Below are 25,032 nucleotides of genomic sequence, written 5' to 3'. Positions count from 1 at the left end.
TGGCTAAATCCGCCGGGGCGCGATCAGATTGCGGTCGTCGCCGTCTGCCCGCGATGTCCCCGCTCGCGAGCGCGAGCGACCGACCCAAACCCGCAGCAGGGCGAGGAGCAGGTCGAGGTCGACGGGCTTGGCGATGTAGTCGGACGCGCCGGCGTCCAGACATTTCTGGCGATCTCCTTTCATCGCCTTGGCCGTGACGGAAATCAGCGGAATGTGCGCGATTTCCGGCTGGGAGCGGATCCGGCGCATTGTCTCGTACCCGTCCATCTCGGGCATCATGATGTCGATCAGGGCGACATCGACGTCCGGTGCCTCTTCAAGCATGGCTATGCCGTCCCGCCCCCGCTCGGCATGCTGCACCTCGATACCGTAAGTTTCCAGCACGCTGGTCAGCGAATAGATGTTGCGAATGTCGTCGTCGACGATCAGAACCTTGGCCTCGGCCAGATCGGCGTTGTCGAGTTGTTCGGAAGCCAGGATTTCCTTGTCGGGCCTGTCGCCTGGAAGGGCTGCGGACATCAACAAGCCAAGCTGGGCAAAGTTGTCGGCACGCGGAACATCGCTGAGCGGCGGATGCAGGGCGATCTGCTGTTGAAAGGCGTCCGGATGGGGCGTGAAGAAGAGCAGGCGCGGGACAAAATCGCCGAACTGCGACATGATCTCATCGAGCATCTGGGCGTTGTCCTTGGCCGAACGGCCAAAACCGAACACGACGGCATCATATCCGGCAATACCACCCCCGTCGGCATTGGCCGCGACACGGCCGATGGCGGTGACCGATGTGACGCCGTCGCGAATGGCTTCGACCAGCGCCAGGCGACGCTCGGGGTCCGGATCCGCGACCAGCACATTGCGTTGTGTCCTGAGCGTCCTCGACTGAATGTCGTCGAAGACACGCGAAAGTTCGCCGGCGGACACCGGCTTGCTGGAAACGCTTGCGGCGCCTCGGCGCGTGAGGAGCTCGATGTCTTCGGCGCCGGAGATAACGTGGATGGGTATGTTCCTGGTCTTCGGATCGTGCCGTAAAAGGTCGAAAAGCACCCAGCCATCAATGTCCGAAAGGCCGAGATCCAACGTGATCGCATCGGGCATGAGCTTGCGCGTAAGCGCCAGCGTTCCCGAGCCGGCCGTGGAGAGCACGCCTTTCAATCCGGCCGATCGCGCAAGACCAAGCAGCAGCCCGCCAAAAGTGGGGTCGTCCTCCACGATCAGCACCACCCTGTCCGATGGATCGATCGCATCACGGTCGTCGGCGAGTTCCGGCGTTCCTGTCGTGCTGCTGGCCGCAACGGAAACGGCGGCCGGCGAAAGCTCGACCTGCGGTGCAAGACTGCTGCTGCGCGGGCCGTCGAAGGGAATGACAAGCGTGAAGGTCGATCCCGTTCCAGGCTGGCTTTCGACGCGCAACTCGCCGCCGAGCAGGCGGGCGATTTCCCGGCTGATCGAGAGGCCGAGGCCAGTGCCGCCATATTTGCGGCTGGTGGTGCCGTCGGCTTGTTGGAACGCCTCGAAGATCAGCTTTTGCTTGTCCTCCGGAATGCCGATGCCCGTGTCGGTGACGGCGATGGCCAGCGCTTGCGGCAGTGCCGCCGCGCCGTTTGCGCGGCCGGTCCGCTCGGCATGGATGCTGAGCGTCACGTCGCCTTGAGAGGTAAACTTGAAGGCGTTGGACAAAAGGTTGAGGACGATCTGCTGCAGCCGTTTTTCGTCCGTACGGATCGTCTCGGGCAGGATCTGATCGATCTTGATAGTAAACCCAAGCCCCTTGTCGGCCGCAAGCTGCCGGAAGGTTCGCTCCATATGCTGGCGCAGATGTGCGAGCGGCATGTCGTTGAGCTCGATCGAAACCGTGCCGGATTCGATTTTCGAAAGATCCAGTATGTCGTTGATGAGACTGAGCAGGTCCGTGCCCGCCGAGTTGATCGTGCGAGCGAACTCGATCTGCTTGTCGTTCAGGTTGCCCTGCTGGTTGGTCGCGAGCAGGTTGGACAGGATCAGCAGCGAGTTCAGCGGCGTTCTCAGCTCGTGGCTCATATTGGCCAGGAATTCGGACTTGTACTTGGACGTCAGCGCCAGCTGTTCCGCCTTCTCCTCGAGTGCCCGTCTGGCCATTTCGATCTCGAGATTCTTGTTCTCGACCTGCTTTTTCTCGTTCTCGAGAAGCTGCGCCTTCTCCTGCAATTCCTCGTTGGTGGCGTGAAGCTCTTCCTGTTTCTTGGTGAGCTCGGTCTGGCGCGACTGCAGTTCGGACGTCAGAAGCTGTGACTGCTTGAGAAGCCCTTCCGTGCGCATGGTCGCGGCGATCGTGTTGAGCACGATGCCGACCGACTCCATCAATTGCTCGAGGAACAGGCGATGCGTGTCGCTGAAGCGGCTGAACGAAGCGAGTTCGATGACCGCCTTGACCTCTTCCTCGAACAATGCCGGCAGAACGATAGCGCTGGCCGGCGGTGCTTCGCCGAGGCCCGAGCTGATGCGCAGGAAGCTCGAGGGAACCTCGTCGAGCATGATCGCCCGTTTGTCGGCCGCGCTTTGACCGATCAGGCCTTCCCGAAAGTCCACACGCTGGCGGATCTTGGCTTTGCCCTCGGCGGCGTAGGACGCTGCCAGTTCCAGATAGGACTCATCCTCGTCGCGATTGGTTACGTAGAAAACGCCATACTGCGCGTTCACCAGCGGCGCCAGTTCCGATATGATCATGCGCGACACCGTGGCCAGATCGCGCTCGCCCTGCAGCATGCGCGAGAACCGAGCGAGGTTGGTCTTCAGCCAATCCTGCTCGGCATTCTTGAGCGTCTGATCCTTCAGGTTGCGGATCATCTCGTTGATGTTGTCCTTGAGCGCCGCGACCTCCCCGGAAGCCTGGACGCTGATCGAACGCGTAAGATCGCCCTTGGTGACCGCGGTTGACACCTCGGCGATGGCCCGCACCTGGGTGGTCAGGTTCGCCGCCAGCTGATTGACGTTGTCGGTCAGGTCGCGCCACAGGCCGGCGGCGCCAGGCACCCTCGCCTGGCCGCCGAGCTTGCCCTCGATGCCGACCTCGCGGGCGACGTTGGTCACCTGATCGGCGAAGGTCGCCAGCGTTTCGATCATGCCGTTGATGGTGTCTGCCAAGGACGCGATCTCGCCCTTGGCATCGACGGCGAGTTTGCGCTTGAGATTGCCCTGCGCCACGGCGGTGACGACATCGGCGATGCCGCGCACCTGGTTGGTCAGGTTGGTCGCCATGAGGTTGACGTTGTCGGTCAGGTCCTTCCAGGTGCCCGCCACGCCCTCGACCTGTGCCTGGCCGCCGAGCTTTCCCTCCGTGCCGACTTCGCGCGCCACGCGCGTCACCTCGCCCGCGAATGAGTTGAGCTGGTCTACCATGGTGTTGATGGTGGACTTCAGCTCCAGGATCTCGCCCTTGACGTCGACGGTGATCTTCTTCGACAGATCGCCTCGCGCCACAGCGGTCGTCACATCGGCGATGTTGCGCACCTGGCCGGTCAGATTCTCGGCCATCGAATTGACGTTGTCGGTCAGGTCCTTCCAGGTGCCGGCGACACCGCGCACCTGTGCCTGGCCGCCAAGCTTCCCCTCGGTGCCGACTTCGCGCGCGACACGCGTCACTTCCGAGGCGAAAGAGTTGAGCTGATCCACCATCGTGTTGATGGTGTCCTTGAGCTCGAGAATTTCGCCGCGAACGTCGACCGTGATCTTTTTCGACAGGTCGCCCAGCGCAACGGCGGTCGTCACTTCCGCGATGTTGCGGACCTGGCCCGTCAGATTGGCGGCCATGGCGTTGACGTTATCCGTCAGGTCCTTCCACGTGCCGGCGACACCGCGGACCTGTGCCTGGCCGCCAAGCTTGCCGTCCGATCCCACTTCGCGGGCAACGCGCGTCACCTCGGATGCGAAGGAGTTCAGCTGGTCCACCATCGTGTTGATGACGTCCTTGATCTGCAGAATCTCTCCCAGCGCATCGACGGTGATTTTCTGGGTGAGATCGCCGGTCGCGATCGCGGTCGCGACCTTGGAGACATCGCGCAACTGCACGGTCAGGTTGCCGGCCATGGCGTTGACGTTGTCGGTCAGGTCCTTCCAGGTGCCGCCGACCCCCTCGACATGGGCCTGGCCGCCGAGTTTTCCCTCCGAGCCCACTTCGCGGGCAACGCGCGTGACTTCGGAGGCGAATGAGTTGAGCTGGTCCACCATCGTGTTGACGGTGTTCTTGAGCTCGAGGATTTCGCCCTTCACGTCGACCGTGATCTTCTTGGAGAGATCACCCCGCGCGACGGCCGTCGTCACATCGGCGATGTTGCGCACCTGGCCGGTGAGATTGGCGGCCATCAAATTGACGTTGTCGGTCAGGTCTTTCCAGGTGCCTCCGACGCCACGGACTTCCGCCTGACCGCCGAGCTTTCCCTCGGTGCCGACTTCGCGCGCGACGCGCGTCACTTCCGAGGCGAAGGAATTCAGCTGGTCCACCATCGTGTTGATGGTGTTCTTGAGCTCCAGGATCTCGCCCTTCACGTCGACCGTGATCTTCTTCGACAGATCGCCAAGAGCCACCGCGGTGGTCACTTCGGCGATGTTGCGCACCTGGCCGGTCAGGTTGGCCGCCATTGAATTGACGTTATCGGTCAAATCCTTCCAGGTTCCGGCGACACCCCGCACCTGCGCCTGCCCGCCGAGCTTTCCCTCCGTGCCGACCTCGCGTGCAACGCGCGTCACCTCGCCGGCAAATGAGTTGAGCTGGTCGACCATCGTATTGATGGTGGACTTCAGCTCCAAAATCTCTCCCTTCACGTCGACGGTGATCTTCTTCGACAGGTCGCCGAGCGCCACCGCGGTCGTCACATCGGCGATATTGCGGACCTGGCCGGTCAAATTGGCGGCCATCAGGTTCACGCTGTCCGTCAGGTCCTTCCAGGTGCCACCGACGCCCTCGACGCGGGCTTGGCCGCCGAGCTTTCCCTCGGTGCCGACTTCGCGCGCGACGCGCGTCACCTCGCCGGCAAACGAGTTGAGCTGGTCGACCATGGTGTTGATGGTCGACTTCAGCTCCAGGATCTCGCCCTTCACGTCGACGGTGATCTTCTTCGACAAATCGCCCGAAGCGACTGCGGTGGTCACCTCCGCGATGTTGCGCACCTGGCTCGTCAGGTTGGTCGCCATCGCGTTCACATTGTCGGTCAGATCCTTCCAGGTGCCCGCCACCCCCTTGACCCGGGCCTGACCGCCTAGCTTGCCCTCGGTGCCGACCTCGCGCGCCACGCGCGTCACCTCCGAAGTGAACGAGGCGAGTTGCTCGACCATTGTGTTGACGATCTTGCCGATCCGCAGGAATTCGCCGCGCAGCGGCCTGCCGTCGATCTCCACCATCATGGTCTGGGACAGATCGCCCTTGGCGACGGCGCCGATGACCCGGGCCACCTCGGCGGTCGGTTGCACCATGTCCTCGATCAGGTCGTTGACCGATCGGACGCTCGATTCCCAGCTACCTTTGGCGTTCCTGACATGGCCGCGCTCGCTGATGCGCCCGTCCTTGCCGACCACCCGGCTGAGCCGCGCGAATTCCCGCGTCACCTGGTCATTGAGTTCGACGATTTGATTGAACGTGTCTGCAATCTCGCCACTCAGCCCATCATAGACGTTTTCGATGCGGACGGAGAAATCGCCGTTTCGAAAAGCTTTGAGAGCGCTAAGGATTTGTCGAGAGTCCAGTTGTTCTTTTGGTAACCGAGATGCGCCCAAAAACCCCTCCACGCGAACCCCCGGCCGGATCGGGCCGAAGCCCTTAACGCGTGGCCGCGTATTTGGTTCCATATGGCTTGCAAGCGCGGCTGAAAGGTCCGCCGCGCTTTGCTGGCCCCCTAGGAGGACGAAGAAGGCCGGTTGGCCTACAGCGGTCTCGGCCTCTGTGTACCGCTGCGCACTGCGATCCTCATCAATGCCGCTTGAAATACTGCACTTCCCTTTCGTGCTTCTCCGCCGCTTCGCGGCTGTCGAACGTGCCCAGATTTCGCCGCTTGCCCGTCTTCTCGTCCTTTTTCCTTGAATAAAGCCGATATTTTCCGTGTTTCAGCTTCCTGATCATTGGTCTCTCCTCAGGAAAGGACGAAGGGCCCGGCGATCGCCGAGCCCTTCCTATTGTCAGTCGCGGTGTTCGGGCATGGCTTTCAGCTGGTCCTTGGTCCAGCTGGTCACGGCGTGAACGTCGCCGTCCTCGTCGCGCATGAAATCGAGTTCGTTGGCGGCGACGGCGACCGGCTTGGCGCCGATGCCGAGGAAGCCGCCGACGTCGATGACGACCTGGCTGCTGCCATGCATATGGTCGACGGAGCCGATCTTCTCGTCGTTGGGGCCGTAGATGGTCGCGCCTTCAAGCGTATCCGGGGTCAGTTCGGCGCGGCTGAGCCTTACGTGATTGGCGTGGTCCATGAGTGCATCTCCTTTGCGGTGGGACAGGGTGAACCTCCGAGGCGGCCAAGGGTTCCGACATTGTCGGAGATGACCAGGGATAGCGCTCCAAGAGAGCGCCGGCTTCGGGGCGATCATGGTTTTGCGCTCGGTGGCTCGATGAATCATCTTGTCATCGAGTTGCACCAACGCGTTGTTTCGAAAGGCTCGCGCGTTCAGCGCCCGCGCTTTGGCTTGAGGCTGCGCGCGGCTTGCTCGATCGCGGCGCGGTCGGTGCCGAGACGGTCGATCAGCTCCTGCGCCTCCTCGCCCGATATGCCCGCGCGGATCGCCAGTTCCTCCACCGTCAGAACGTCGGAGCTCGCGATCTCGCCGGTTTGTGGCAGCGCGTCATCCGCCGTCAGCGGCAGGGCGGCTTCCCTGTCGATCTCCATCTCGGCCCGGCTCCAGTGCCGCTCATGGTCGCCATGGCCGCCGCCTTCGCGTTGCCAGATCTCGTAGGCGCGGTTCCTGATCTTGTCGTCGCGGTCGTCGCTCATGTCATTCCTCCACTCATGTGAGGCATGAACGCCGCGCCGGTGCGAACGATCCAAAAAATCTGCGTGATCGTCGGGACGACAAGATGCAACCCTTCAGCCAGGCCTGCACGGCAACGGCGGCTACTCGCACTGGCGCCTGGGTCCGCCGGAATATGGCTGATAGCTGTTGTCGTCGGGCCTGTAGGAGCGGTAGCGGCTGAAGCAGGAATCGACATGGTCGGCGGAAAGCGCCGTCGTCGCGACCGCCGGGGCGACACCGCCCTCGACATAGCTGACGGCTGCCGATGGCTGCGCGCCCTGGTCGTCGCCGGCGTCGAGATAGGGCGAGACGCAGGGGCGCTGCTGCCCGCTATAGGACATGTAGCTGTTGTCATCCGGATTGTAGGAGCGGTAGCGGTTCGCGCACCAACTGACATGGGACGCCGGCAGCGCGTCGGCTCCAGCCGCCGGCGCGATCGATCCGGTCGCGGCCGGATCGGGTGCCCGCGGCTTGACGGCGATATCGGGCGGCGCGGGCTGGTCGGCCGGCAAGCGTTGCAGATTTTGCGCCGCCTTGTTCACCGGCCGCGCGTCCCTGGTCCACAGTTCCGCCACGCTGACGGTCGGCCTTGCCTCATGCGCGGGCTTGGCGGCGAGCAACCAGGCGGCAAAGCCCAGCCCGCTGCCGAAGACCGCAAGGGTCAAGACAAAGCCGCCGACCAATGCCAAAATCGCTTTCACGTCACGCTCCTTCAGCCCCTGCTTATAGAATGCGGAGCATCAAGGCTGGTTCCAGCAAAGTACGTGTCGCAGGCGCTTGAACGGGTCGCGCGCGCTCAGCTCCTCCTCAGACCGGCAGCCTCACCTCTGGGAAAACTGGTTCTCGACCGCCAGCAGCGACGCCACCGTTTCCCGATCGCGCTGGCGCTGCTGCAGAGTGCAGGCCAGCAGCCAATCCAGCGAGATCCGGCCGGCGCCGGCTACGGCCAGAACGAACATGCCGCCGGCGATCGCCAGATCCTTTTCGAAATTCAGCAGCTCGCTCTGGCTGGCGAAGTTGGTGTGGAACAGTGTGGCCGTTGCCAGGCAGAAGAGGCCGAGGCCGATCGCCCCCAGCCGCGTCAGCACGCCCGTTGCCACCGAGAGCCCTGCCCCCAGTTGCAACGCGATGGTGGCGACAAACAGCGGCAGACCGACGCCTTGCGCGGCCATCGCCTTGGCGGCGCCGTCGAAATGGGTGGCCAGTGTCACCCCCTCATGCAGGAAGATGAAGGACATGAGCAGGCGCCCGACAAGCAGGGTCAGATCCCTGACATAGAGTTTGATGGCGAGGGCGTGCAGCTTCTCGGCGCGTTCGTTCAGGGTCATGGTCAGCCTCCGATATTTTGACACCGTGCATGCGCCGCGCGAGGACGGCGCCTGCCGAATGTGATGCTTGAAAGGGCCGGAGCCGGCTCGAGGGAGAGGCGCCGGCTCCGGCAATGGGCGCCAGCCACGAGCGCCCGAACTTTGGTGGGTTAGCGCCAAGCCCCTCATCCGGGCGCTTCGCGGCCACCTCTCCCCAGCGGGGAGAAGAGAAAGGCGGCGCTTCCTCTCCCCTCGGGGAGAGGTCGGATGCCCCGAATTGCCCTTCGCAAGTGGGGCAATCCGGGGGGAGAACTTACTTCGTCACCTTGGTATCGATGGCTTTCCGCAGGTCGGAAAGCTCGTCGCAGCCGGTCGGGCACAGTTTCTGCAGCGAGGCCAGTTGCTCATCGGCCTTGGCCATGTCGCCGGTTTCGACATAGAGCTCGCCCAGATATTCGCGGGCGGCCTTGTGGTCGGGTTTCAGCTCCAGCGCCTTGTTGTAGTAGGTCAGCGCGGTGGTGAAGTCGCCGGTCTTGCGCAGCGTGAAGCCGAGCAAATTGTAGACGTCGGCCTGCTGGTTGTCCTGCGCGAGGTCGCGCAGGTCCGCCAGCGCGCCGTTGTAATCTTTTGCGTCGATCTTGGCCTTGACGGCGGTGAGGTCGGGCGCGTCGGCGCCCTCGATGTCGTCGACCGCATAGGCCGGGATGATGGTTGCGACGGGAACCACGGTCAGCACGGCAATGGCGCCGAGCAGGCCGAACAGGGCGTGCTTGCCCAAAAAGGATTGTTTCATTGTCTGTCTCGCTTGGGTTGGGAGCTCGCGCTCAGATTTCGACAGGCGTGAAGCCGTAGGCATTGCCGTCCTTGACGAAGACGCCGGTGCCCGGGAACGGGAAGTGCGAACCGGAAATGCGGATGTTGTCCGCGATCACCCGGTCGATGATCTTGTGGCGCGTGGCGATCGCCGTCGGCCCGTCCTGGTCATAGGCGCCCTGCCATTCCGGATGCGGTGCGAGAAGCGCCGGCACATACATGGTGTCGGCCGAGATCATCAGTTGTTCCTTGCCGGAATTGGCGAGGTACACCGAATGGCCGGGCGTGTGGCCGGGGGCGGCGATGATCTGGATGCCGGGCGCGACCTCGGCGCCGTCCTCGACCAGCTTCCAGTTCTTCCATTTCGGGAAATTCTCCGCGATGCGCTTGCCCGCCGGCTTGCGGCCCTCGGGCAGCTTCGCCAGCCTGCTCGGGTCGGTCCACCACTTGTATTCGGTGGCGTTGACGATCAGCTCGGCATTGGGGAACACCGGCGTGTTGGTGCCCTTCTCCATGAGGCCCCAGACATGGTCGGGGTGGAAATGCGAGATCATGATGGTGTCGATCGCCTTGTAGTCGATGCCGGCGGCGGCCATGTTGGCCGGCAGGTGCGTGGCGTTGGCCTGCCACTGGCCGACGCCCGAGCCGGCATCCATCATGATCAGCCTGCCGCCCATCTTGAGCACGGCTACGGTGAGCGGAATGGGCATGAAGTCGGTCGTCAGCCCCGCCTTGGCGAGCGCTGCCTTGGTATCGTCGACCGAAACATCCTTGATGAAGGCCGGGTCGTGCGGCTTCTTCCAGATGCCGTCATAGACGGCGGTCACCTCGATATCGCCGACTGTGTATTTGTAGAAGCCGACGGTGGGTTCCACCGGCGTCTGCGCGAAAGCGGGACGGGTGAATTCCAGCTTGCCGGCAAGGCCGAAGGCGGCAGCGGCGGCGGCGGATTGAAGCACTGTGCGGCGTGACATGCTGAACATGGTGATCTCCTCTGTTGAGTGGTGGCTAAGGCTAAGGCGAAAGATCGAATGGAATGACGGAGCGCCAAGCCCTGGCCCTCCGTCGCTGATCGCGGATCGGATCGGCGCCGCCGGGATCCGGCGCCGACCCGTGAACTCAGTTGCCCCAGATGCCCTGGCCGGGTTCGTCCGCATCGGATTTGGTCACCGGCCGGCTCGGCCCGGTCGTCACCTTGGTATCGACGCCATGAGGACGTGCCGCGTAGGGGATCGAGGCGGTGGCATTGGTGTCGACGGCGGCGCCCGGCTGGTTGGAGGCATTGGCGTTGAAATGGTCGCTGCCGGCAAAGGCAGAAGTCGAGGCAAGCAACATCGCAGCCGCGCTGAGAGCGAGCTTGGTCATTTCGGTAAATCCTTGTTTCGTTTTCTATGGGTCGCGGACCGCAAGATTGCCCCGCTTGCAGAGAAGACCCGCAAGGGCCGCGCTTTATTCCTGGGCGCTATGAGATTTTTTCTGGAAGGGCTGAAACTGCAGGAAGCGGCCCTACGGAAGGCTGCCCAGACACAATTCAGAAACAAGATTCAACAGTTCGGAAAAACTGGCGAAAAGATCGGATGGCATAAGCATCCCTCAACGGCCGGAAATCTGGCCGCCGCACAAGCGCACGGACACAGGCGCACGGAATTGGGTACGGCAATGCAACGAGGTTCGAACGGATCGATGGGTGCCCCGCCCGGCATGTCGCTCGCCGCCGGCAGCGCCCAGGCAATGCGCGCGCTTGCGCCCTACGCCCATGCTCCCGAAACTGTGAAGACGGGGCGGTCGATTCCGTGATAACCGCCCGGCCAAAGAGGGTGCGGCCGGCGATCGCCGGTCTGAATTCCGGAATCTTCCGTTCTGGAAGCTTCAGTCGTTCCCCCTCCATGAACAACGATCAAATTGCAGCGACGGTATAGCCGGCAATGCCCGCCGGCGCGGCGGCGTGACCGAGATGTGCCTGTAACGGCTTGCCAGGACGAGAAAGTTTGGAAATGGACCACGGTATCGATATCGCCGAACTGGACAGGGAAGCGGCACGATTGGGCGCAGGGCCCGAGACCAGCTCCGACAGCGTCGATGCACTTGCGGGAATTGCCTCCGGAGCGCACGGCCAGGTCCTGGCGGGCGCCGATTTTGCCCGGGCAGGCCAACCGGACGAGCGGCTCGACAAAGTCTTCGAGCAACTCGCCGGAACATTCGCCACGCTGCCGGCGGTGATCTCCGAGGGCCGCACCTGGACCTATCGGGAGCTGGACAAGCGCGCCAACCAATTTGCTCGCCTGCTGGTCAAGCGCGGCGTGCGGCCGGGTCACCGTGTCGGGCTCATCCTCGACCGGTCCGCGGAAACCTATGTGGCCCTGCTCGCCGTGGTGAAGGCGGGTGCCGCCTTCGTGCCGCTGGCCACCGCCTTTCCGCAAGAGCGCATGGCGCTCATCATCGAAGACGCCAGCGTCAGCCTGGTCGTCACCATCGCCACCTACGCTTCGCGGGCCGACCAGCTGCCGGTTCCGCACCTGTTGATCGACAGCGCCGCCGCCGAAATATCAGCCCAGTCCGACGCGCCGCTGAAGCCGCATAAGGCGCCGGCCCCCACGGCGGTCGAAGACATCTGTTACATCCTCTATACGTCCGGCACCACCGGCAGGCCGAAGGGCGTCGCCATCCGCCACCAGAGCTTCGTCAACTTCATCCGCGTCGCCGCCGCATCCTACGGCTACCGGCCGGGCGATCGCGTCTACCAGGGCATGACCATCGCCTTCGACTTTTCCTCCGAGGAGATCTGGGTGCCATTCGTCGCCGGCGCGACGGTCGTGCCGGCACCAGGCCAGATGCCTCTCGTGGGCGAAGAGCTCGCCGATTTCCTGCGCCATCACGACATCACCTGCATGGCCTGCAGCCCGACGCTTCTGTCGTCCATGACATCGGACGTGCCCAGCCTGCGCACGCTGCTGGTCGGCGGCGAGGCCTGCCCGCACAATCTGGTGGTGCGCTGGTCGAAGCCCGGCCGGCAGATCCTCAACACCTATGGCCCCACCGAGGCGACCGTCACGGCAACCATGGGTGCATTGACGCCGGACCGGCCGGTGACGATCGGCGCGCCGCTGCCCACCTACTCGATCGTCATTCTCGACCCTTCGCTGCCGCGGCTCGCCGAACCTGGCGAACTGGGCGAGATCGGCATTGCAGGCATCGGGCTGGCGGTCGGCTATCTCAACCGGCCGGACCTGACCGAACAGAAATTCATCGCCGATTTCCTCGGCCTGCCGAACAACCCGTCGAAGCGCATCTACCGCACCGGCGACCTTGGCCGGATCAGTGACCCCGGCGAGATCGAGTATGCCGGGCGCATCGATACCCAGGTGAAGATCCGCGGCTATCGCATTGAACTCGGCGAGATCGAGGCCGTGCTGCTCGACCAGCCCGAGATCGCGCAGGCCGCCGTCACCACCTGGGAGATCGAGCCCGGCCGCGTCGAACTCGTTGCCTATTACGCGCCCAAGGTCGGCCAGCCGGCGCTCTCGCGCGCCGACATTGCCCAGACGATGAAGCGGCGGCTGCCCGACTACATGGTGCCCTCCTATCTGGAGGAACTGCCGGCGATCCCGATGACGGTCTCCAACAAGGTCGACCTTCGCCAGTTGCCCAAACCAACCAGCGTCCGGCTCTCGGCCGATCGCGCCATGGTGCCGCCCGGCAATGACGACGAGCGTTTCCTGGCCGACGCGCTATGCGCCGTGCTGAAGTTCGACGACGTGTCCGTCGAGGACAATTTCTTCGACGATCTCGGCGCCAACTCGTTGCTGATGGCGCATTTTTGCGCGCGTGTGCGCACCCGCAAGGAATGGGCGACGACGTCGATGCGCGACATCTATCTCTATCCGACGGTGGCGCGCCTGGCCAAGCACCTGAGCGTGGCGGAAGAGATGACGACGGCCACCAACGAGCCCGTTCTCACCCGCCAGGCGTCCAATTTCGTCTACTGGACCTGCGGCGCGGCGCAGTTGCTGTTTTACGCGCTCTACAGCTACGTGGCCTTGTGGGCGATCAATGACGGCCTCAACTGGGTCTATGACACGCTCGACGACCCGCTGCAGCTTTATGTCAGGTGCGTGGTGCTCTCAGCCGGCGTGTTCTTCGGCATGTCGGGCTTCGCCATTGCCGCCAAATGGCTGCTGGTCGGCCGCTGGAAGGCGGAAGCGTTCCCAATCTGGGGCCTGCGCTACTATCGCTTCTGGGTGGTCAAAACCTTGATCCGCACGGCACCCGTCGTGCTGTTCCGCGGAAGCCCGCTCTACAGCCTCTACCTGCAGCTTCTGGGAACCAGGATCGGCAAGAACGTGGTCATCGAATCCCGGGCCGTGCCGGTGTGCACGGACCTGATTTCGATCGGCGACCGAACGATCCTGCGCAAGGAATCATTGATCCTCGGCTATCGCGCCCAGGCCGGCTATATCCACACCGGGCCGCTGACCATCGGCCGCGACGCCTTCGTCGGCGTCGGCTGCACGCTCGACATCGACACCGCGATCGGCGACGGCGGCCAGCTCGGTCATTCCTCCTCGCTGCAGCACGGGCAAAGCATCCCCGACGGCGAACACTGGCATGGATCGCCCGCGGTGCCGACCACGGCGGACTATTGCAAGGTGCGCAACGTCAATCCTCCCCGCATCCGGCGCTTCCTCTATGAGGCCGTGCAGCTGATAGGCCTGTTTGCCATCGTCACCCCGCTGCCGCTTTTGTTCCACAGCTATTGGGAGAATGTCGGCGACGACTATCAGGAGACCATCGGCATTGTGGCGATCGGCACCACGGTCACACTGTTCGGCTACATCGCCGCGGCCTTTTTCGCCGCCACGGTGGTACCGCGCCTGTTCAGCCTGATCCTGAAACCCGGCCGTACCTACACGCTTTATGGCTTCCGCTACTGGCTGCAGACAGTTGCCGAGTTCTCCAGCAACTCCCGCGTGCTCGGGCTGCTGTTCGGTGACAGCTCGGCCATCGTCCATTACATGAGCGCCATCGGCTGGAACCTCAACAAGGTGGTGCAGACGGGCTCCAATTTCGGCTCCAACCAGCAGCACGAAAACCCGCTCCTGTGCGAGATCGGCACCCAGACCATGGTGTCGGACGGGCTTTTCATGATCAACATGCACAAGTCCGCTTCCGCGTTCCGGCTCGAGCCGACCCGGATCGGCGAGCGCAACTATCTCGGCAACAACATCTACTATCCGCCGGATGGACGCACGGGCGACAACGTCCTGCTCGGCACCAAGGTGATGGTCCCCATCGACGGGCCACTGCGCGAGAATGTCGGCCTTCTGGGCTCGCCGCCCTTTGAAATCCCGCGCATGGTGAACCGCGACAAGGAACTCATCGCCGGCATCGACGAGCAAGACCGACGCCAGCGCATCCCGCTCAAGAACCGTCACAATCTGGTGACGATCCTCCTGTTCATGGCAACGCAATGGGTCATGCTGTTCGCCACGCTTGCGATCTGGGACCGGGCACTGAACTACTACACCGAATGGGCTGAGATCGCCCTCTTCGTGGCGGTGCTTTTGACCTCGGCGATCACCATTCCGTTCTACATCTTCGTCGAGCGGGCAAGCCTCGGTTTTCGCAAGCTGAAGCCGCAGATAACGACGATCTACGACGTCACATTCTGGCGCCACGAGCGCCACTGGAAGCTCGCGGATTCGCCTGTTGTGCGCCTGTTCGCCGGCACCCCGTTCCGGCCGATGATCCTGCGCATGCTTGGGGTCAAGGTGGGCAAGCGCGTCTATGACGGCGGCGCCAACCTGACCGAGCGTTCCCTCGTGGTGATCGGCGATGACGTCACGCTCAATGAAGGCTGCGTCATCCAGGCCCACTCGCTGGAAGAAGGTGCGTTCAAGTCCGACTTCATCCGTATCGGCGATGGCTGCACGCTCGGACCTTCCGCCTTCGTCCATTACGGCGTGGTGATGGGCAAGGGGTCGATGGTCGATGCCGATTCCTTCGTGATGAAGGGCGAGGATTTGGAGCCCAACTCGATCTGGCGCGGCAATCCGGCCAAGCTGCACCGGTTCGTCGAGCCGGTCATGGAAGACGGCTCCAGGGCGTCGTCCTGACGCTCGATCCCGATATCGTCGGAGGGCCACGTGGCAGAGCGATCCGGAAGCACCGCGGACATCCGGATCGGCCCGGTGACCCCAGCCAATCGCGCTTTGGTCACCGCATTGCAGCTGGCGCCGGAGCAGATGGATTTCGTCGCCAGCAATGCAGCCTCCCTGCGTGAGGCCAGATCCGATCGGGACGCGCGGCCACGCGCCGTCATGGCAGGCGACCAGATCGTCGGGTTCCTGATGTACGAGGCGCCGCGGGACGATGACGAGGCGCGCATCTACCGCTTCATGATCGACCGTGCCTCGCAAGGCCGGGGTTACGGCAAGGCCGCGTTGCGTGAAGTGCTGGAGGAAATCGACGGGCTCGGCCACATCAGGCACGTGTCGATCTGCTACGAACCGGAGAACGAGGCGGCACGGCAGCTCTATCGCAGTGCCGGTTTCGTCGAACAGGGGCTCGACGAGGACGGCGAAATGATCGCGGATCTCATTCTGCCCACCGGCGACCGATGACGCCGCCCGCCGATCCGTCCGAGGAAATCGCCATGGCGCGCGCCATGGCCGCCATGGCTCCTGCCGGGGTCCGCACCGGTTGCCGGATCATCCGCGAAGGCGACGAGACCCATCTGTTGCCGGCGGAAGCACGCTCCATCCCCGCTCGCCAGCCGTCCATGCGGCGGGCCAGCGGCGCGGCGCGATTGCTCGCGCACCGACTGCTGACGGATGCCGGCTTCGACGGTTTCGCCCTCTTGCGCACGCCGTCCGGTGCACCCGCATGGCCGGACGGGATAACGGGCTCGCTCGCGCATGACGACGACATGGCCGTGGCGGCGGTCGCGCCTGTTGGCCGCATCGCCTCGCTCGGCATCGACGTCGAGCCGGCGCTGCCCCTGCCCGATGAGATTTTCTCGCTCGTGGCAATTCCCGAAGACCGGATCGACGCCGCCGACCGGCAGCTTGCCGGCCGCATCCTTTTCGCCGCCAAGGAAGCGGTCTACAAGGCCGCCTATCCGCTGGATCGCGAGGTGCTGGGCTATGAGGATATCGCCGTGGACCTCGAAACCGGCCATGCGACAACGAGGACGGGCCGCAAGGTCAGCCTCGCACACTGTATCGCCCCGCGCGTGGTCGTGCTGGCGTTTGTTGCCAGATAGGCGTTGGCCTATTCGCCAACCACCTCTCGATAGGCCCTCACCGCACCATCCAGCCCACGTATGCGCCAGCTTTGCCCGTCCTGTTCCTCGACATGGCAAGGTCCGAGCGGCACTTTCCCTCCCCCGTCGGGCAGGTCGAGCACATAGACAGGGTTGCAGATGCCCGACAGGCGCGCGCGCAGCGCTTCCACCAGCGCCTGCCCCTGCGCGATCGTGGTGCGCCTGTGTGCCATGCCGCGTGCGAGATCGCCATGGTGGAGGTAGTAGGGTTTTATCCCCAGCCGGTACATCAGCTCGCGGCAGAGCTCTTCCAGCGCTTCGACCGTATCGTTGACGCCCTTCAGCAGAACGCTCTGGTTGAGCATCACGAAGCCGGCCTGTCGCAAGGCGCGGCAGGCCACTTCGGTGGCGTCGGTGATCTCGCGCGCGTGGTTGAAGTGGGTGACCACCGTCACCATCAGCCGACCCTGCAGCGCCGCGACCAGCCCTGGCGTGATGCGCGACGGCAGTGCCACCGGCACGCGCGTGTGGAGGCGCAGCAACCGCACATGGGCAATGTCCTCGATGCGCGCCCGGATCTCGGCCAGTGCCTTGTCGGGCAGCGACAGCGGATCGCCGCCGGTCAGGATCACTTCGCGGATTTTGGGATGGTCCGATATATAGGCCAGCGCCGGCTCCAGCGCCTCGCGCGTATAACCACGGCCGATCGACGTCAGCGATTCCTTGCGGAAGCAGAACCGGCAATAGACCGCGCATTGATAGGTCGGGAACAACAGTACCCTATCCGCATGGCGATGCGTCAGCCGCGGCACCGGGCTGAATTCATGATCGGCGATCGGGTCGCCAAGCTCACCCTCAGCCTCGTCCAATTCCCCAGGCGACGGGATCACCTGCGCCCGGATCGGATCGGCGGGATCGTTCCAGTCGATCAAGTCGAGATAGGCCTTTGGCGCCCGCACTTTGTGAAGCGCCGCGGCGGCTTGCGCGGCTTCGCGCTCGGCCGGCGAGAGCGGCAGGGAAGCGAGGTCGCGCACATGGCGCACGCCGGCGCGGACATCCTCCTGCCAGGCGCTGTCGGCGGCGCGGGTCGCATCTTTGAGATTGGGCATCGGGCGTCTCGGCTGTTTGCGCGGACCTATCGGCCGGATGGACAGCGCGGTCAACCGCTGTCGCAACGCCAGCCATGTCCGCCGCCTTCACAACCTGTGCCCACCCGCGCCAGCCATCGCCACAAAAGCGCTTTCGATGCTTTCAAACCTCAGCTCCGGATAAAGCGTCCCGGCTTCCGGGGTGGCCGTCTCGAGCGCGGTCTCGCCGCGGATCCAGAATGCGCGCAGCAATCCAAGGCCGGGAACCGCCGCGATCAGCGCCTCCAGCTCCTCGGCGCTCATCTGCTTGACGCGGGGCGAACGGCCGCTCACTTGCCGCCACAGCTCGATCATTTCACCTTGGGTGATCTTGTTTTGCGCGATCCGTATCTCGCTGCGAACAGCATTGGCATCCTCCAGTGCGCGCATGGTGACCGCAGCGATATCCTTCTCGCTGACGAAGGTCGCCGGAACGTTGCCCTCGCCATAGAGCGTCACCTCGTCGGGCGGCAGCGGCGACGAGCCGAAGCGCGTCAGGTCGCCCAGCGTCGCCACCCAGGTCGAGAAGAAGCCGTTGGTGTAGATCACCGTATAGGGCAGGTCGGCCTCCCGGACCGCGTCGAAGACGGCCCGCTTGATGTCGAGCGGTTCGATCGAGCCGGGTGCGGCGGCGGCAAAGTCGAGGCCGAAACCGGCGGACGGCACATAGCGGGAGATACCGGCATCCCTGATGGCGCGCACCAGCGTCATCTCGCTGGCCGACCCCACATGCACCGAGCTGATGACGCGGTCGACCTTGCCGACAGCGCGCACGAGGCTGTCATAGTCGTCGAGATCGCCGACATGCACGGTGGCGCCGAGATCCTTCAGCGGGCGCATCCGCGCTTCATTGGCCGACGTTGCCTGCCGGACCAGAACATGCAGGCTGTCGCCATTGCGCGCGCTGGCCTTGGCCATCTCGCTGCCGAGCAGTCCGGTCGCGCCGATGATCAGGGTGCTGGTCATATCGTCCTCCCATTGGCCAGAATTCCGTTAGCAAGGATGGAACCGTCCCAGTCGCGTTCGAGGCCGATGTCATGCAAACGGCGATCGGAAAGCCGGGAGATCTGGCGCAATGTGCGGCGGCGCTCGAACGCTGCCGCGCTTCGCATGGCAAGGCCGCTCATCGCGGCGCCGATGGGTCGAAGGGTCAAGGTCATAGTCCGTCTCCTGTGTTTCACTGGGCGCAAGCCTGCCGATGTCGCCCGAGTGGGGCGAGCATGACGATTGCTCACACTTGTCTGGTCAATTCAGCGCATCGATGAACCGGAAAGCCGGTGTGGATGCTTGGTACGCCTGAATATTGGGCCATTGAGGGCTGGACGACAAACGACTCTTTGTGCAGGATTTGTGAGTAACACTCACAGGTCGATCCAATGCCGCGCAGACTGCCGCCCCTCACCGCTTTGCCCGCCTTCGACGCGGCAGCCAGGCATTTGAGTTTCTCCAAGGCCGCGGAGGAGCTCAACCTCACCCATGGCGCGGTCAGCCGCGCCATCCGCAACATCGAGGACAGGCTGGGCATCCAGCTCTTCGATCGCGGCACACGCTCCGTGCGCCTTACGGGCGTCGGCGCGGCCTATGCGGCGGAGGTCGGCAAGGCGCTCGACCAGATCGCCGCCGCCACCATCGCCGCCACACCCGACCGCTCGACGCGCATCCTCAATGTCAGCACGTCCGACGGTTTCGCCGGCCGCTGGCTGGTGCCGAGGCTGCATCGTTTCCATCGCGCCAATCCCGACATCGACGTGCGGCTGGCGACTTCGGGCGTGCTGGCCGATTTCGTCAGCGACGGCATCGACATATCCATCCGCTACGGCCGCGGCGGCTATAGCGGGGTGACGGCGGAATTCCTCGCCGACGAGGAGGTTTTCCCCGTCTGCAGCCCGGAACTGCTGCAAGGCGAGCATCCGCTGCATCTGCCAGCGGACCTCAGGCACCACAAACTGATCCACGACGCCTTTCGCATCGACTGGGCGACATGGCTTGAGCAGGCCGGTGTCGAAGGCATCGACCCCACACGCGGCGTGCGCTTCGATTCCGCCACCTTCGCCGTCGAGGCCGCCGTGCATGGCGAAGGCGTGCTGCTCGGCCGCAGCGCGCTGGTCTCGGCCGACCTCGCGGCAGGCCGGCTGGTCCGGCCCTTCGATCTCGCGCTGAAATCGGCGGCCAGCTACTACGTCGTCTATCCCGAAGGCGCGCTGCGCCAGAAAAAGATCAGGGCGTTCCGTGACTGGCTGTTCGCCGAAGTGGCCGCCGACTGGATTGGTGCGAAGAAGAGCGGCTGATCCGAGGAACGCCCACCTGAATTCCCTCTCTTGCCGGCCAGCTATCGCCTTTCGCTCCGGCGCATCCAGTCAGTCCGACGGGCCGTCAGGCAGCTTGGGCATCACGATCCGTATGGGACGGCTCCCGATCGGCGTTCCGGTCCCGCGATCGATGCTGACTGGGTCGATTTCGGTTCCTGTCTCGGCGTCGAAGAACCGGGTGAAATTGCCACCGCCCCGGTGCTTGCTGCCCCAGGCGGCGAGCGAGAACAGCACCGGAAGCAAATCCCGACCGGCCTCGGTCAGCACATATTCATCCCGTGGCGGCCGCTCCGAATATCGCCGTTTCTCCAGCAGCCCTTCCTGAGTCAAGGTCGCCAACCGGCTGGTCAGCATCGTCGGAGCGATGCCGAGGTTCTTGCGAAATTCGTCGAAACGGCTGAGCCCCGCATGGGCATCGCGCATGATCAGCATGCTCCACGTGTCACCCATCGTGCCGAGGCTGCGGGCGATCAAACAGGGCTGGTTGGAAAGATTCTTCACGTCGATACCATTTTGATAGTGACTTACTATTAATTTGATAGTATCTGATATCGCGAGGCCGTTCCACCGAAAAATGATGGTGACGGCCGGTCATCGCGCCGCTGGGAGTCCCAAATGAAATTCTATCTGTGCAAGTACATCCCGCCCCGTGCCGACTTTCTTGCATCCATGACCGGCGACGAGCGGGAATGGATGAGGCAGCATGGCGCCTTCTTGGACGAGTTGCTCGACCGCGGACTGATCGTCGCCCATGGTCCGGTGATGGATCCAGGCGGCGGCTATGGCTTGTCACTATACCGGATCGCCGACGACCAGGACATCCAGGCGATAACCTCACAAGACCCCATCGTGAGAAATGGCGCCGGCCATTACGAACATCACCCCATGCTTCATCTGAGCGTACACGGCTGACAAGTCCGTCGGCACAAACCGTCATGATCATGCATCTCGAAGGATATTGAAATGAACAACAAAAATCGTGGCGTCGCCGTCGTCACCGGAGCAGCGGGCGGCATCGGGCTTGCGACAGCCAAAGCCCTTCAGTCGGCCGGCTACCGCGTCTTCGGCACGAGCCGGAAAGCCGCGACCGGGTCACCGCCCGGGATCACGATGCTGAGCTGCGACGTGACCGACGCGGACTCCGTCGCAAGCATGGTGTCGCAAGTGATAAGCCAGGTCGGGCGCATCGACCTGCTGGTCAACAATGCTGGCAATGCACTGATCGCGGGTGCGGAAGAATCGTCCGTTGAACAGGCAAAGACCCTTTTCGACGTCAACGTCTTCGGTCTCATCCGCGTCACAAACGAGGTGCTGCCGATCATGCGACGTCAGGGCGGCGGCCGGATCGTCAACATCAGCTCGGTTGTCGGCTTTGTCCCCAGCCCGTTCAGCGCGCTCTACACATCCACGAAACATGCCGTCGAGGGCTACTCCGAGTCGCTGGACCATGAGGTCCGCCCCTTCGGTATTCGCGTCCTGCTGGTCGAACCGGCCTTCACCCGTACGGCTCTCGATCACAATGCGACGAAGCCGGACAGGATGATGAGTGTCTATGACCAGGCGCGGGCAACGGCAACCGCGGTCTGGAACAGGGCGATCGAAACCGGCGATGCTCCCGAGGTCGTCGGCCAGGCGGTCGTCACCGCGGCCACCGCGACATCGCCGAAGCTGCGCTATCCCGCCAGCAAGCAGGCGCGTCGCCTATACCTGCTGCGACGGTTTGTTCCCGCGCATGCTTTCGACAAAAGCCTCCGAAAACAGATGAACCTGCCGTCGTGACAAAGGCGCGTAGCCACTGTTCGGCGAGCCGGTTTTGAAACGCCAGACATCCGCTGCTGCGGCCGGACGATTTGAGGCATCACAAGCCGATCCACGACGGTTCCGAGAGGGGAAATTGAGCCGGCGGAGTGGCGCCAAACCGCCTCTGGGCATTCCTGCCCGGTTTCAGGTGGCGCTCGACACTTTCGCGATTGCCGCCAGCACCAGCAGAGCCAGACAGCCAACAAGCGCCATCAGGCCCAGCGACCAGGAAATGCCGATATGGGCCATCGCCAATGCCAGGGCGAACGGCGCGACCGCCGAGACGATCAGGCGGGCGGACATGGCGCGTCCCTGCAGCCGGCCATAGCCTTCGCTGCCGAACAGCATCAGTGGCAGTGCCCCGGTGACGATGCTGAACAGCCCGTTGCCCATTCCGAAGACGATGGCGAACGCCATCGCGCCGGCGATCGAAGGCGCGGTGCCAAGCAGGATGACCACGCCCGCCGTCATCAGCACGGCCGAGATGATGGCGAGCCGCAGCGGCGGCAGGTTGATCCCGAAGACCATATTGATGAAACGGCTGAGCACCTGCGACGGCCCGAACAGCGTTCCAACGATGGCGGCGGCGGCACCCAGACCGAGCCCGGACAGCAGCGGCACCATATGGACCAGCACGGCGGCGCTGACCAGGTTCTGGAGCGAGAAAGCGACAACCATCAAGGCAAAGCCGAGCGGCCGCGCCGGGGCCGGCAGCGATCCCGCGACGTGCCGTGGCGGCTCGATCGCCGCGCGCCTGCTCCTGGCCAGCCCCTGCGAGAGCCAGGCGTGCAGCGGCAGGCAGACCAGCAGGTTCAGCCCGGCAAAGACGAGGTAGACGTCTCGCCAAGGCAAATGCCCATGCAGCGCCGATGTGATCGGCCAGAAGACGGTCGATGCGAAACCGGCGATGAGGGTGAGATAGGTTATGCTGCGCTGCGCGGCACGCGGCCGGATCTGGACCAGCAGCGCGAAGGCCGCGCCGTATTGGACAAGGTTCGATGCTGCCTCCAGGGCAATCAGCGCGGCGACGAAGGCTGGACCGTTGGGCGCATAGGCACAGGCGGCAAGCGCAGCGGCAGCAACGGCCGAGCCGGCGGTCATGATCCGTCCCGCGCCAAAACGGTCGATCCAGCCGCCGAGCAAGGGTGCGGTCAGCCCGCCGGCCAGCAGCGCGGCCGATAGCGCGCCGAATATCCATTCGGTTGGCCAGCCCATATCCTTCGCCATGTCGCCGGCAAGGATGCTGAAACTGTAATAGAGCGTGCCGTAGCCGATAATCTGGGTGATCCCGAGCGCGGCGACAGCCGCTATCGGCGCACGCTCCGCGGTTTCGGCTTTTGCAAGGCTTCCATCATTGCCCACCGCGGTCATGGCTCACCACCTCGCCGTCTTCCTTGGTGAACCGGCTCACCGGGTGGTCGAGCAGATCCAGCACAAGCTCGGACGGACGGCACAGCCGTGTCCCTCTCGGCGTTTCGACGATCGGCCGGTTGATCAGGATCGGATGCTCGAGCATGGCATCGAGCAGTTGGCCGTCGGACCATTTTGGATCGGCCAGGCCCAGTTCGGCGTAGGGGGTGCCCTTTTCACGCAGCAGGGCGCGCACGGGAATTTCGAGCGTCGCTATCAACTGCTCCAGCCGCGCACGTGGCGGCGGATGTTTCAGATATTCGACGATGGTCGGCTCCTCGCCGCTCGCCCTGATCATGGCGAGCGTGTTGCGCGAGGTGCCGCAGTCCGGATTGTGGTAGATGGTGATCGTCATGGCCTGGCCTCGATGGGGAACGGTTGAACGTGCGGCTGCAGCAGCCATGTCGTCAGCGCCAGGGCAATGCCCGCGCCGGCCAGTTCGGCGGCGATGAAGCCCGGCAGGCTTGCCGGACTGATTCCGGAAAAACTGTTCGTCAGTGACCGTGCGGCCGCGACCGCTGGGTTGGCGAACGATGTCGATGCGGTGAACCAGTAGGCGGCGGTGATATAGAGGCCGACTAGCCAGGGGATGGCCGAGCGCTTGAAACGCAGGCCGGCGAGAATGACCGCCAGCAACCCGAAGGTCGCAATCCCTTCCGAAAGCCAGAGCGCGGGTCCCGTTCGGTCATGCGTCGACAAGGCGAGCGGCGAAAGCCCGAACATCAGGTGCGCGCCGACCGTGCCGGCGACGCCGCCCGAGAGTTGGGCGAGCACATACCAGGCGCAGTCGCTCGCCGGCAGCCGGCGCGACAGCGCCAGGACCATTGAAACGGCCGGATTGAAATGAGCGCCCGAGACCGGCCCCAGTATGGTGATGAGCACCACGAGGATCGCGCCCGTCGGCAAAGTGTTGCCAAGCAGCGTCAGTGCGCGATCGGGCGTCAGCGACTGCGCCATGATACCGGAGCCGACCACCGTGGCCACCAGCAAGCCGGTGCCGAGAGCTTCCGCCGTGAGCCGGCGCGGCAAATCAAAACCGGCGATGTCCCTGATGGAGGACGCGCCAGACACAGGGTGGTCGCCAGTCATCGGGCAGGCTCCCGCGTGTCGGCCGCACAGCAGCCCGGCAACACCGCCGGCGCGCAGATTTCCGGCCGGCCGGAGCAACAATCCTCCATCAGGAAGCGGATAAGACCGCTCAGCATGTCATACTCGGCGCTGTAGACCATGGAGCGGGAATCGCGGCGCACGCTCACCAGCCCCGCGCGTTCAAGCTCCTTGAGGTGGAAGCTGACGTTGGACGCCGAAACCTCGACCTTTTCGGCTATCGCCCCGGCGGCGATGCCGTCGGGGCCGGCGATCACCAAATGGCGCAGCACGCGCAGCCGTGTTTCCTGCGACAGCGCCGCGAAGGCCGCCAGTGCTTGACGTTCATTCATATTTCAACAATCCTATGAATATTGAAACAAGGATTATCGCACGTGCTCGCCTCTGACAATCGGGAATTTGATCCCGTGATCACGGCCGACCCGCGGGACATCACCATGGCCGGCTTGCTGGGCTTTCTGGCGGATCACAGGGAAAAGCCACTGGTGTTTTTCCATGAAGGCAGGCCAGTGTTGCCGGGCTACCATGTCACCGAGGTCAAGGCCGGCCGCTTCGACGCGCTCGACTGCGGCGGGAATCCGGAATCATGGTCGGAGATCTTCGTGCAGCTATGGGACGTCAATGAGGACCGCACCCATATGCCGGCTGGAAAATTCGCGGCGATCATCCGGAAAGTGACCGAGCATGTCGGTCTCGACCAGGCGGCCAAGCTGACCTTCGAGGTCAGCGACGGCGTGCGCCCGATGCAGCTCTACCGGGCCGCCCTGCCCCGGCTGGCCGACGGCGCCGTGCATGTCGCGCTTGCGCCACGGCCAGCGAGTTGCAAGCCGCGCGACCGCTGGCTGGAGGAGGAAAAGAAGAGGGTGCTTTTGAGCATGTGAGTACCGGAAGCGCGGGCGTGAGCCATGTGCAGGCCGGCCGGACATCGGCAA

General features: G+C 64.0%; 25 protein-coding genes. 8 read left to right on the top strand and 17 right to left on the bottom strand.

What is annotated here, in order from left to right; all coding sequences use genetic code 11:
* Positions 1–3: 3 nt before the first annotated feature.
* From FJ943_RS23165 to FJ943_RS23125, 9 genes are all read right to left on the bottom strand, one after another.
* Positions 4–5,754: a HAMP domain-containing protein gene (locus tag FJ943_RS23165; protein ID WP_246671925.1), complete on the bottom strand. Its 5,751-nt coding sequence runs from the start codon at positions 5,752–5,754 to the stop codon at positions 4–6.
* 181 nt (positions 5,755–5,935) lie between these two features.
* Positions 5,936–6,085 carry a hypothetical protein gene (locus tag FJ943_RS23160; RefSeq protein ID WP_015316917.1) on the bottom strand — a complete coding sequence of 50 codons (150 nt, stop codon included), beginning with the start codon at positions 6,083–6,085 and terminating at the stop codon, positions 5,936–5,938.
* A gap of 56 nt (positions 6,086–6,141) precedes the next feature.
* On the bottom strand, positions 6,142–6,429 hold the full coding sequence (locus FJ943_RS23155; RefSeq protein WP_015316916.1) for a hypothetical protein: 288 nt from the start codon (positions 6,427–6,429) through the stop codon (positions 6,142–6,144).
* A gap of 194 nt (positions 6,430–6,623) precedes the next feature.
* Entirely contained in the window at positions 6,624–6,947 is a 324-nt protein-coding gene (locus FJ943_RS23150; protein ID WP_015316915.1) for a DUF2934 domain-containing protein, read from the bottom strand.
* A gap of 120 nt (positions 6,948–7,067) precedes the next feature.
* Positions 7,068–7,667 (bottom strand): BA14K family protein, encoded by a 600-nt coding sequence (locus tag FJ943_RS23145; protein ID WP_140663394.1) that lies wholly within the window; start codon positions 7,665–7,667, stop codon positions 7,068–7,070.
* A 120-nt stretch (positions 7,668–7,787) separates the two neighbouring features.
* A complete protein-coding gene (locus FJ943_RS23140; RefSeq protein WP_140725199.1) occupies positions 7,788–8,294 on the bottom strand; it encodes a DoxX family protein in 507 nt (168 codons plus the stop codon).
* A gap of 292 nt (positions 8,295–8,586) precedes the next feature.
* On the bottom strand, positions 8,587–9,066 hold the full coding sequence (locus FJ943_RS23135) for a tetratricopeptide repeat protein (RefSeq protein ID WP_140716363.1): 480 nt from the start codon (positions 9,064–9,066) through the stop codon (positions 8,587–8,589).
* A 31-nt stretch (positions 9,067–9,097) separates the two neighbouring features.
* Positions 9,098–10,069 carry an MBL fold metallo-hydrolase gene (locus FJ943_RS23130; protein WP_015316911.1) on the bottom strand — a complete coding sequence of 324 codons (972 nt, stop codon included), beginning with the start codon at positions 10,067–10,069 and terminating at the stop codon, positions 9,098–9,100.
* 136 nt (positions 10,070–10,205) lie between these two features.
* Complete coding sequence (locus tag FJ943_RS23125) at positions 10,206–10,451, bottom strand: DUF680 domain-containing protein (RefSeq protein WP_140725197.1); 246 nt, start codon at positions 10,449–10,451, stop codon at positions 10,206–10,208.
* Between the two features lie 12 nt (positions 10,452–10,463).
* Here FJ943_RS23125 and FJ943_RS23120 point away from each other — a divergent pair, with 12 nt between their 5' ends.
* The 4 genes from FJ943_RS23120 (at position 10,464) to FJ943_RS23105 (ending at position 16,347) form a co-directional block, all read left to right on the top strand.
* Positions 10,464–10,883, top strand: a complete 420-nt coding sequence (locus FJ943_RS23120; protein WP_140725194.1) for a hypothetical protein — start codon at positions 10,464–10,466, stop codon at positions 10,881–10,883.
* A gap of 197 nt (positions 10,884–11,080) precedes the next feature.
* Positions 11,081–15,199, top strand: a complete 4,119-nt coding sequence (locus FJ943_RS23115) for a Pls/PosA family non-ribosomal peptide synthetase (RefSeq protein ID WP_181174611.1) — start codon at positions 11,081–11,083, stop codon at positions 15,197–15,199.
* A gap of 30 nt (positions 15,200–15,229) precedes the next feature.
* Complete coding sequence (locus tag FJ943_RS23110; protein ID WP_140663404.1) at positions 15,230–15,706, top strand: GNAT family N-acetyltransferase; 477 nt, start codon at positions 15,230–15,232, stop codon at positions 15,704–15,706.
* Entirely contained in the window at positions 15,703–16,347 is a 645-nt protein-coding gene (locus tag FJ943_RS23105) for a 4'-phosphopantetheinyl transferase superfamily protein (RefSeq protein ID WP_140663406.1), read from the top strand. The genes FJ943_RS23110 and FJ943_RS23105 overlap by 4 nt, the downstream gene beginning before the upstream one ends.
* 8 nt (positions 16,348–16,355) lie before the next feature.
* Here the strand turns inward: FJ943_RS23105 and FJ943_RS23100 are convergent, their stop codons facing one another.
* From FJ943_RS23100 to FJ943_RS23090, 3 genes are all read right to left on the bottom strand, one after another.
* Complete coding sequence (locus tag FJ943_RS23100; RefSeq protein ID WP_140725189.1) at positions 16,356–17,456, bottom strand: KamA family radical SAM protein; 1,101 nt, start codon at positions 17,454–17,456, stop codon at positions 16,356–16,358.
* 87 nt (positions 17,457–17,543) lie between these two features.
* A complete protein-coding gene (locus FJ943_RS23095) occupies positions 17,544–18,440 on the bottom strand; it encodes an NmrA family NAD(P)-binding protein (RefSeq protein ID WP_140663407.1) in 897 nt (298 codons plus the stop codon).
* Complete coding sequence (locus FJ943_RS23090) at positions 18,437–18,634, bottom strand: DUF1127 domain-containing protein (protein ID WP_140725186.1); 198 nt, start codon at positions 18,632–18,634, stop codon at positions 18,437–18,439. Before FJ943_RS23090 ends, FJ943_RS23095 begins: the two co-directional genes overlap by 4 nt.
* Before the next feature lie 216 nt (positions 18,635–18,850).
* On the opposite strand from FJ943_RS23090, the gene FJ943_RS23085 reads away from it, so the two are divergent.
* Positions 18,851–19,762: a transcriptional regulator GcvA gene (locus FJ943_RS23085; RefSeq protein ID WP_015316903.1), complete on the top strand. Its 912-nt coding sequence runs from the start codon at positions 18,851–18,853 to the stop codon at positions 19,760–19,762.
* 69 nt (positions 19,763–19,831) lie between these two features.
* Here the strand turns inward: FJ943_RS23085 and FJ943_RS23080 are convergent, their stop codons facing one another.
* A complete protein-coding gene (locus FJ943_RS23080; protein ID WP_140725183.1) occupies positions 19,832–20,284 on the bottom strand; it encodes a helix-turn-helix domain-containing protein in 453 nt (150 codons plus the stop codon).
* Positions 20,285–20,398: 114 nt separating this feature from the next.
* Between FJ943_RS23080 and FJ943_RS23075 the strand changes: the two genes are divergently transcribed.
* A complete protein-coding gene (locus tag FJ943_RS23075; RefSeq protein ID WP_015316901.1) occupies positions 20,399–20,695 on the top strand; it encodes a YciI family protein in 297 nt (98 codons plus the stop codon).
* 51 nt (positions 20,696–20,746) lie between these two features.
* Entirely contained in the window at positions 20,747–21,562 is an 816-nt protein-coding gene (locus FJ943_RS23070; RefSeq protein ID WP_140716380.1) for an oxidoreductase, read from the top strand.
* A gap of 165 nt (positions 21,563–21,727) precedes the next feature.
* Here the strand turns inward: FJ943_RS23070 and arsK are convergent, their stop codons facing one another.
* Genes arsK through FJ943_RS23050 form a run of 4 tightly spaced genes read right to left on the bottom strand, consistent with a single transcriptional unit; the run spans position 21,728 to position 24,432 of the window.
* Positions 21,728–22,954: an arsenite efflux MFS transporter ArsK gene (gene arsK, locus FJ943_RS23065; RefSeq protein WP_140725180.1), complete on the bottom strand. Its 1,227-nt coding sequence runs from the start codon at positions 22,952–22,954 to the stop codon at positions 21,728–21,730.
* Entirely contained in the window at positions 22,935–23,348 is a 414-nt protein-coding gene (gene arsC / locus FJ943_RS23060) for an arsenate reductase (glutaredoxin) (protein ID WP_140617965.1), read from the bottom strand. The genes arsK and arsC overlap by 20 nt, the downstream gene beginning before the upstream one ends.
* The gene (locus FJ943_RS23055; protein WP_140725535.1) at positions 23,345–24,037 is read right to left on the bottom strand and encodes an MIP/aquaporin family protein; all 693 of its coding nucleotides are present in this window, start codon (positions 24,035–24,037) and stop codon (positions 23,345–23,347) included. The genes arsC and FJ943_RS23055 overlap by 4 nt, the downstream gene beginning before the upstream one ends.
* 41 nt (positions 24,038–24,078) lie before the next feature.
* Entirely contained in the window at positions 24,079–24,432 is a 354-nt protein-coding gene (locus FJ943_RS23050) for a metalloregulator ArsR/SmtB family transcription factor (RefSeq protein WP_140617964.1), read from the bottom strand.
* Between the two features lie 105 nt (positions 24,433–24,537).
* Between FJ943_RS23050 and FJ943_RS23045 the strand changes: the two genes are divergently transcribed.
* The gene (locus FJ943_RS23045; protein ID WP_140725532.1) at positions 24,538–24,981 is read left to right on the top strand and encodes a DUF6428 family protein; all 444 of its coding nucleotides are present in this window, start codon (positions 24,538–24,540) and stop codon (positions 24,979–24,981) included.
* Positions 24,982–25,032: the final 51 nt, after the last annotated feature.

Source organism: Mesorhizobium sp. B2-3-10 (assembly GCF_006442275.1).
Classification (GTDB): domain Bacteria; phylum Pseudomonadota; class Alphaproteobacteria; order Rhizobiales; family Rhizobiaceae; genus Mesorhizobium; species Mesorhizobium australicum.
The sequence above is the reverse complement of the archived record's forward strand: the minus strand, read 5'-3'. Positions and strand labels throughout refer to the sequence as shown.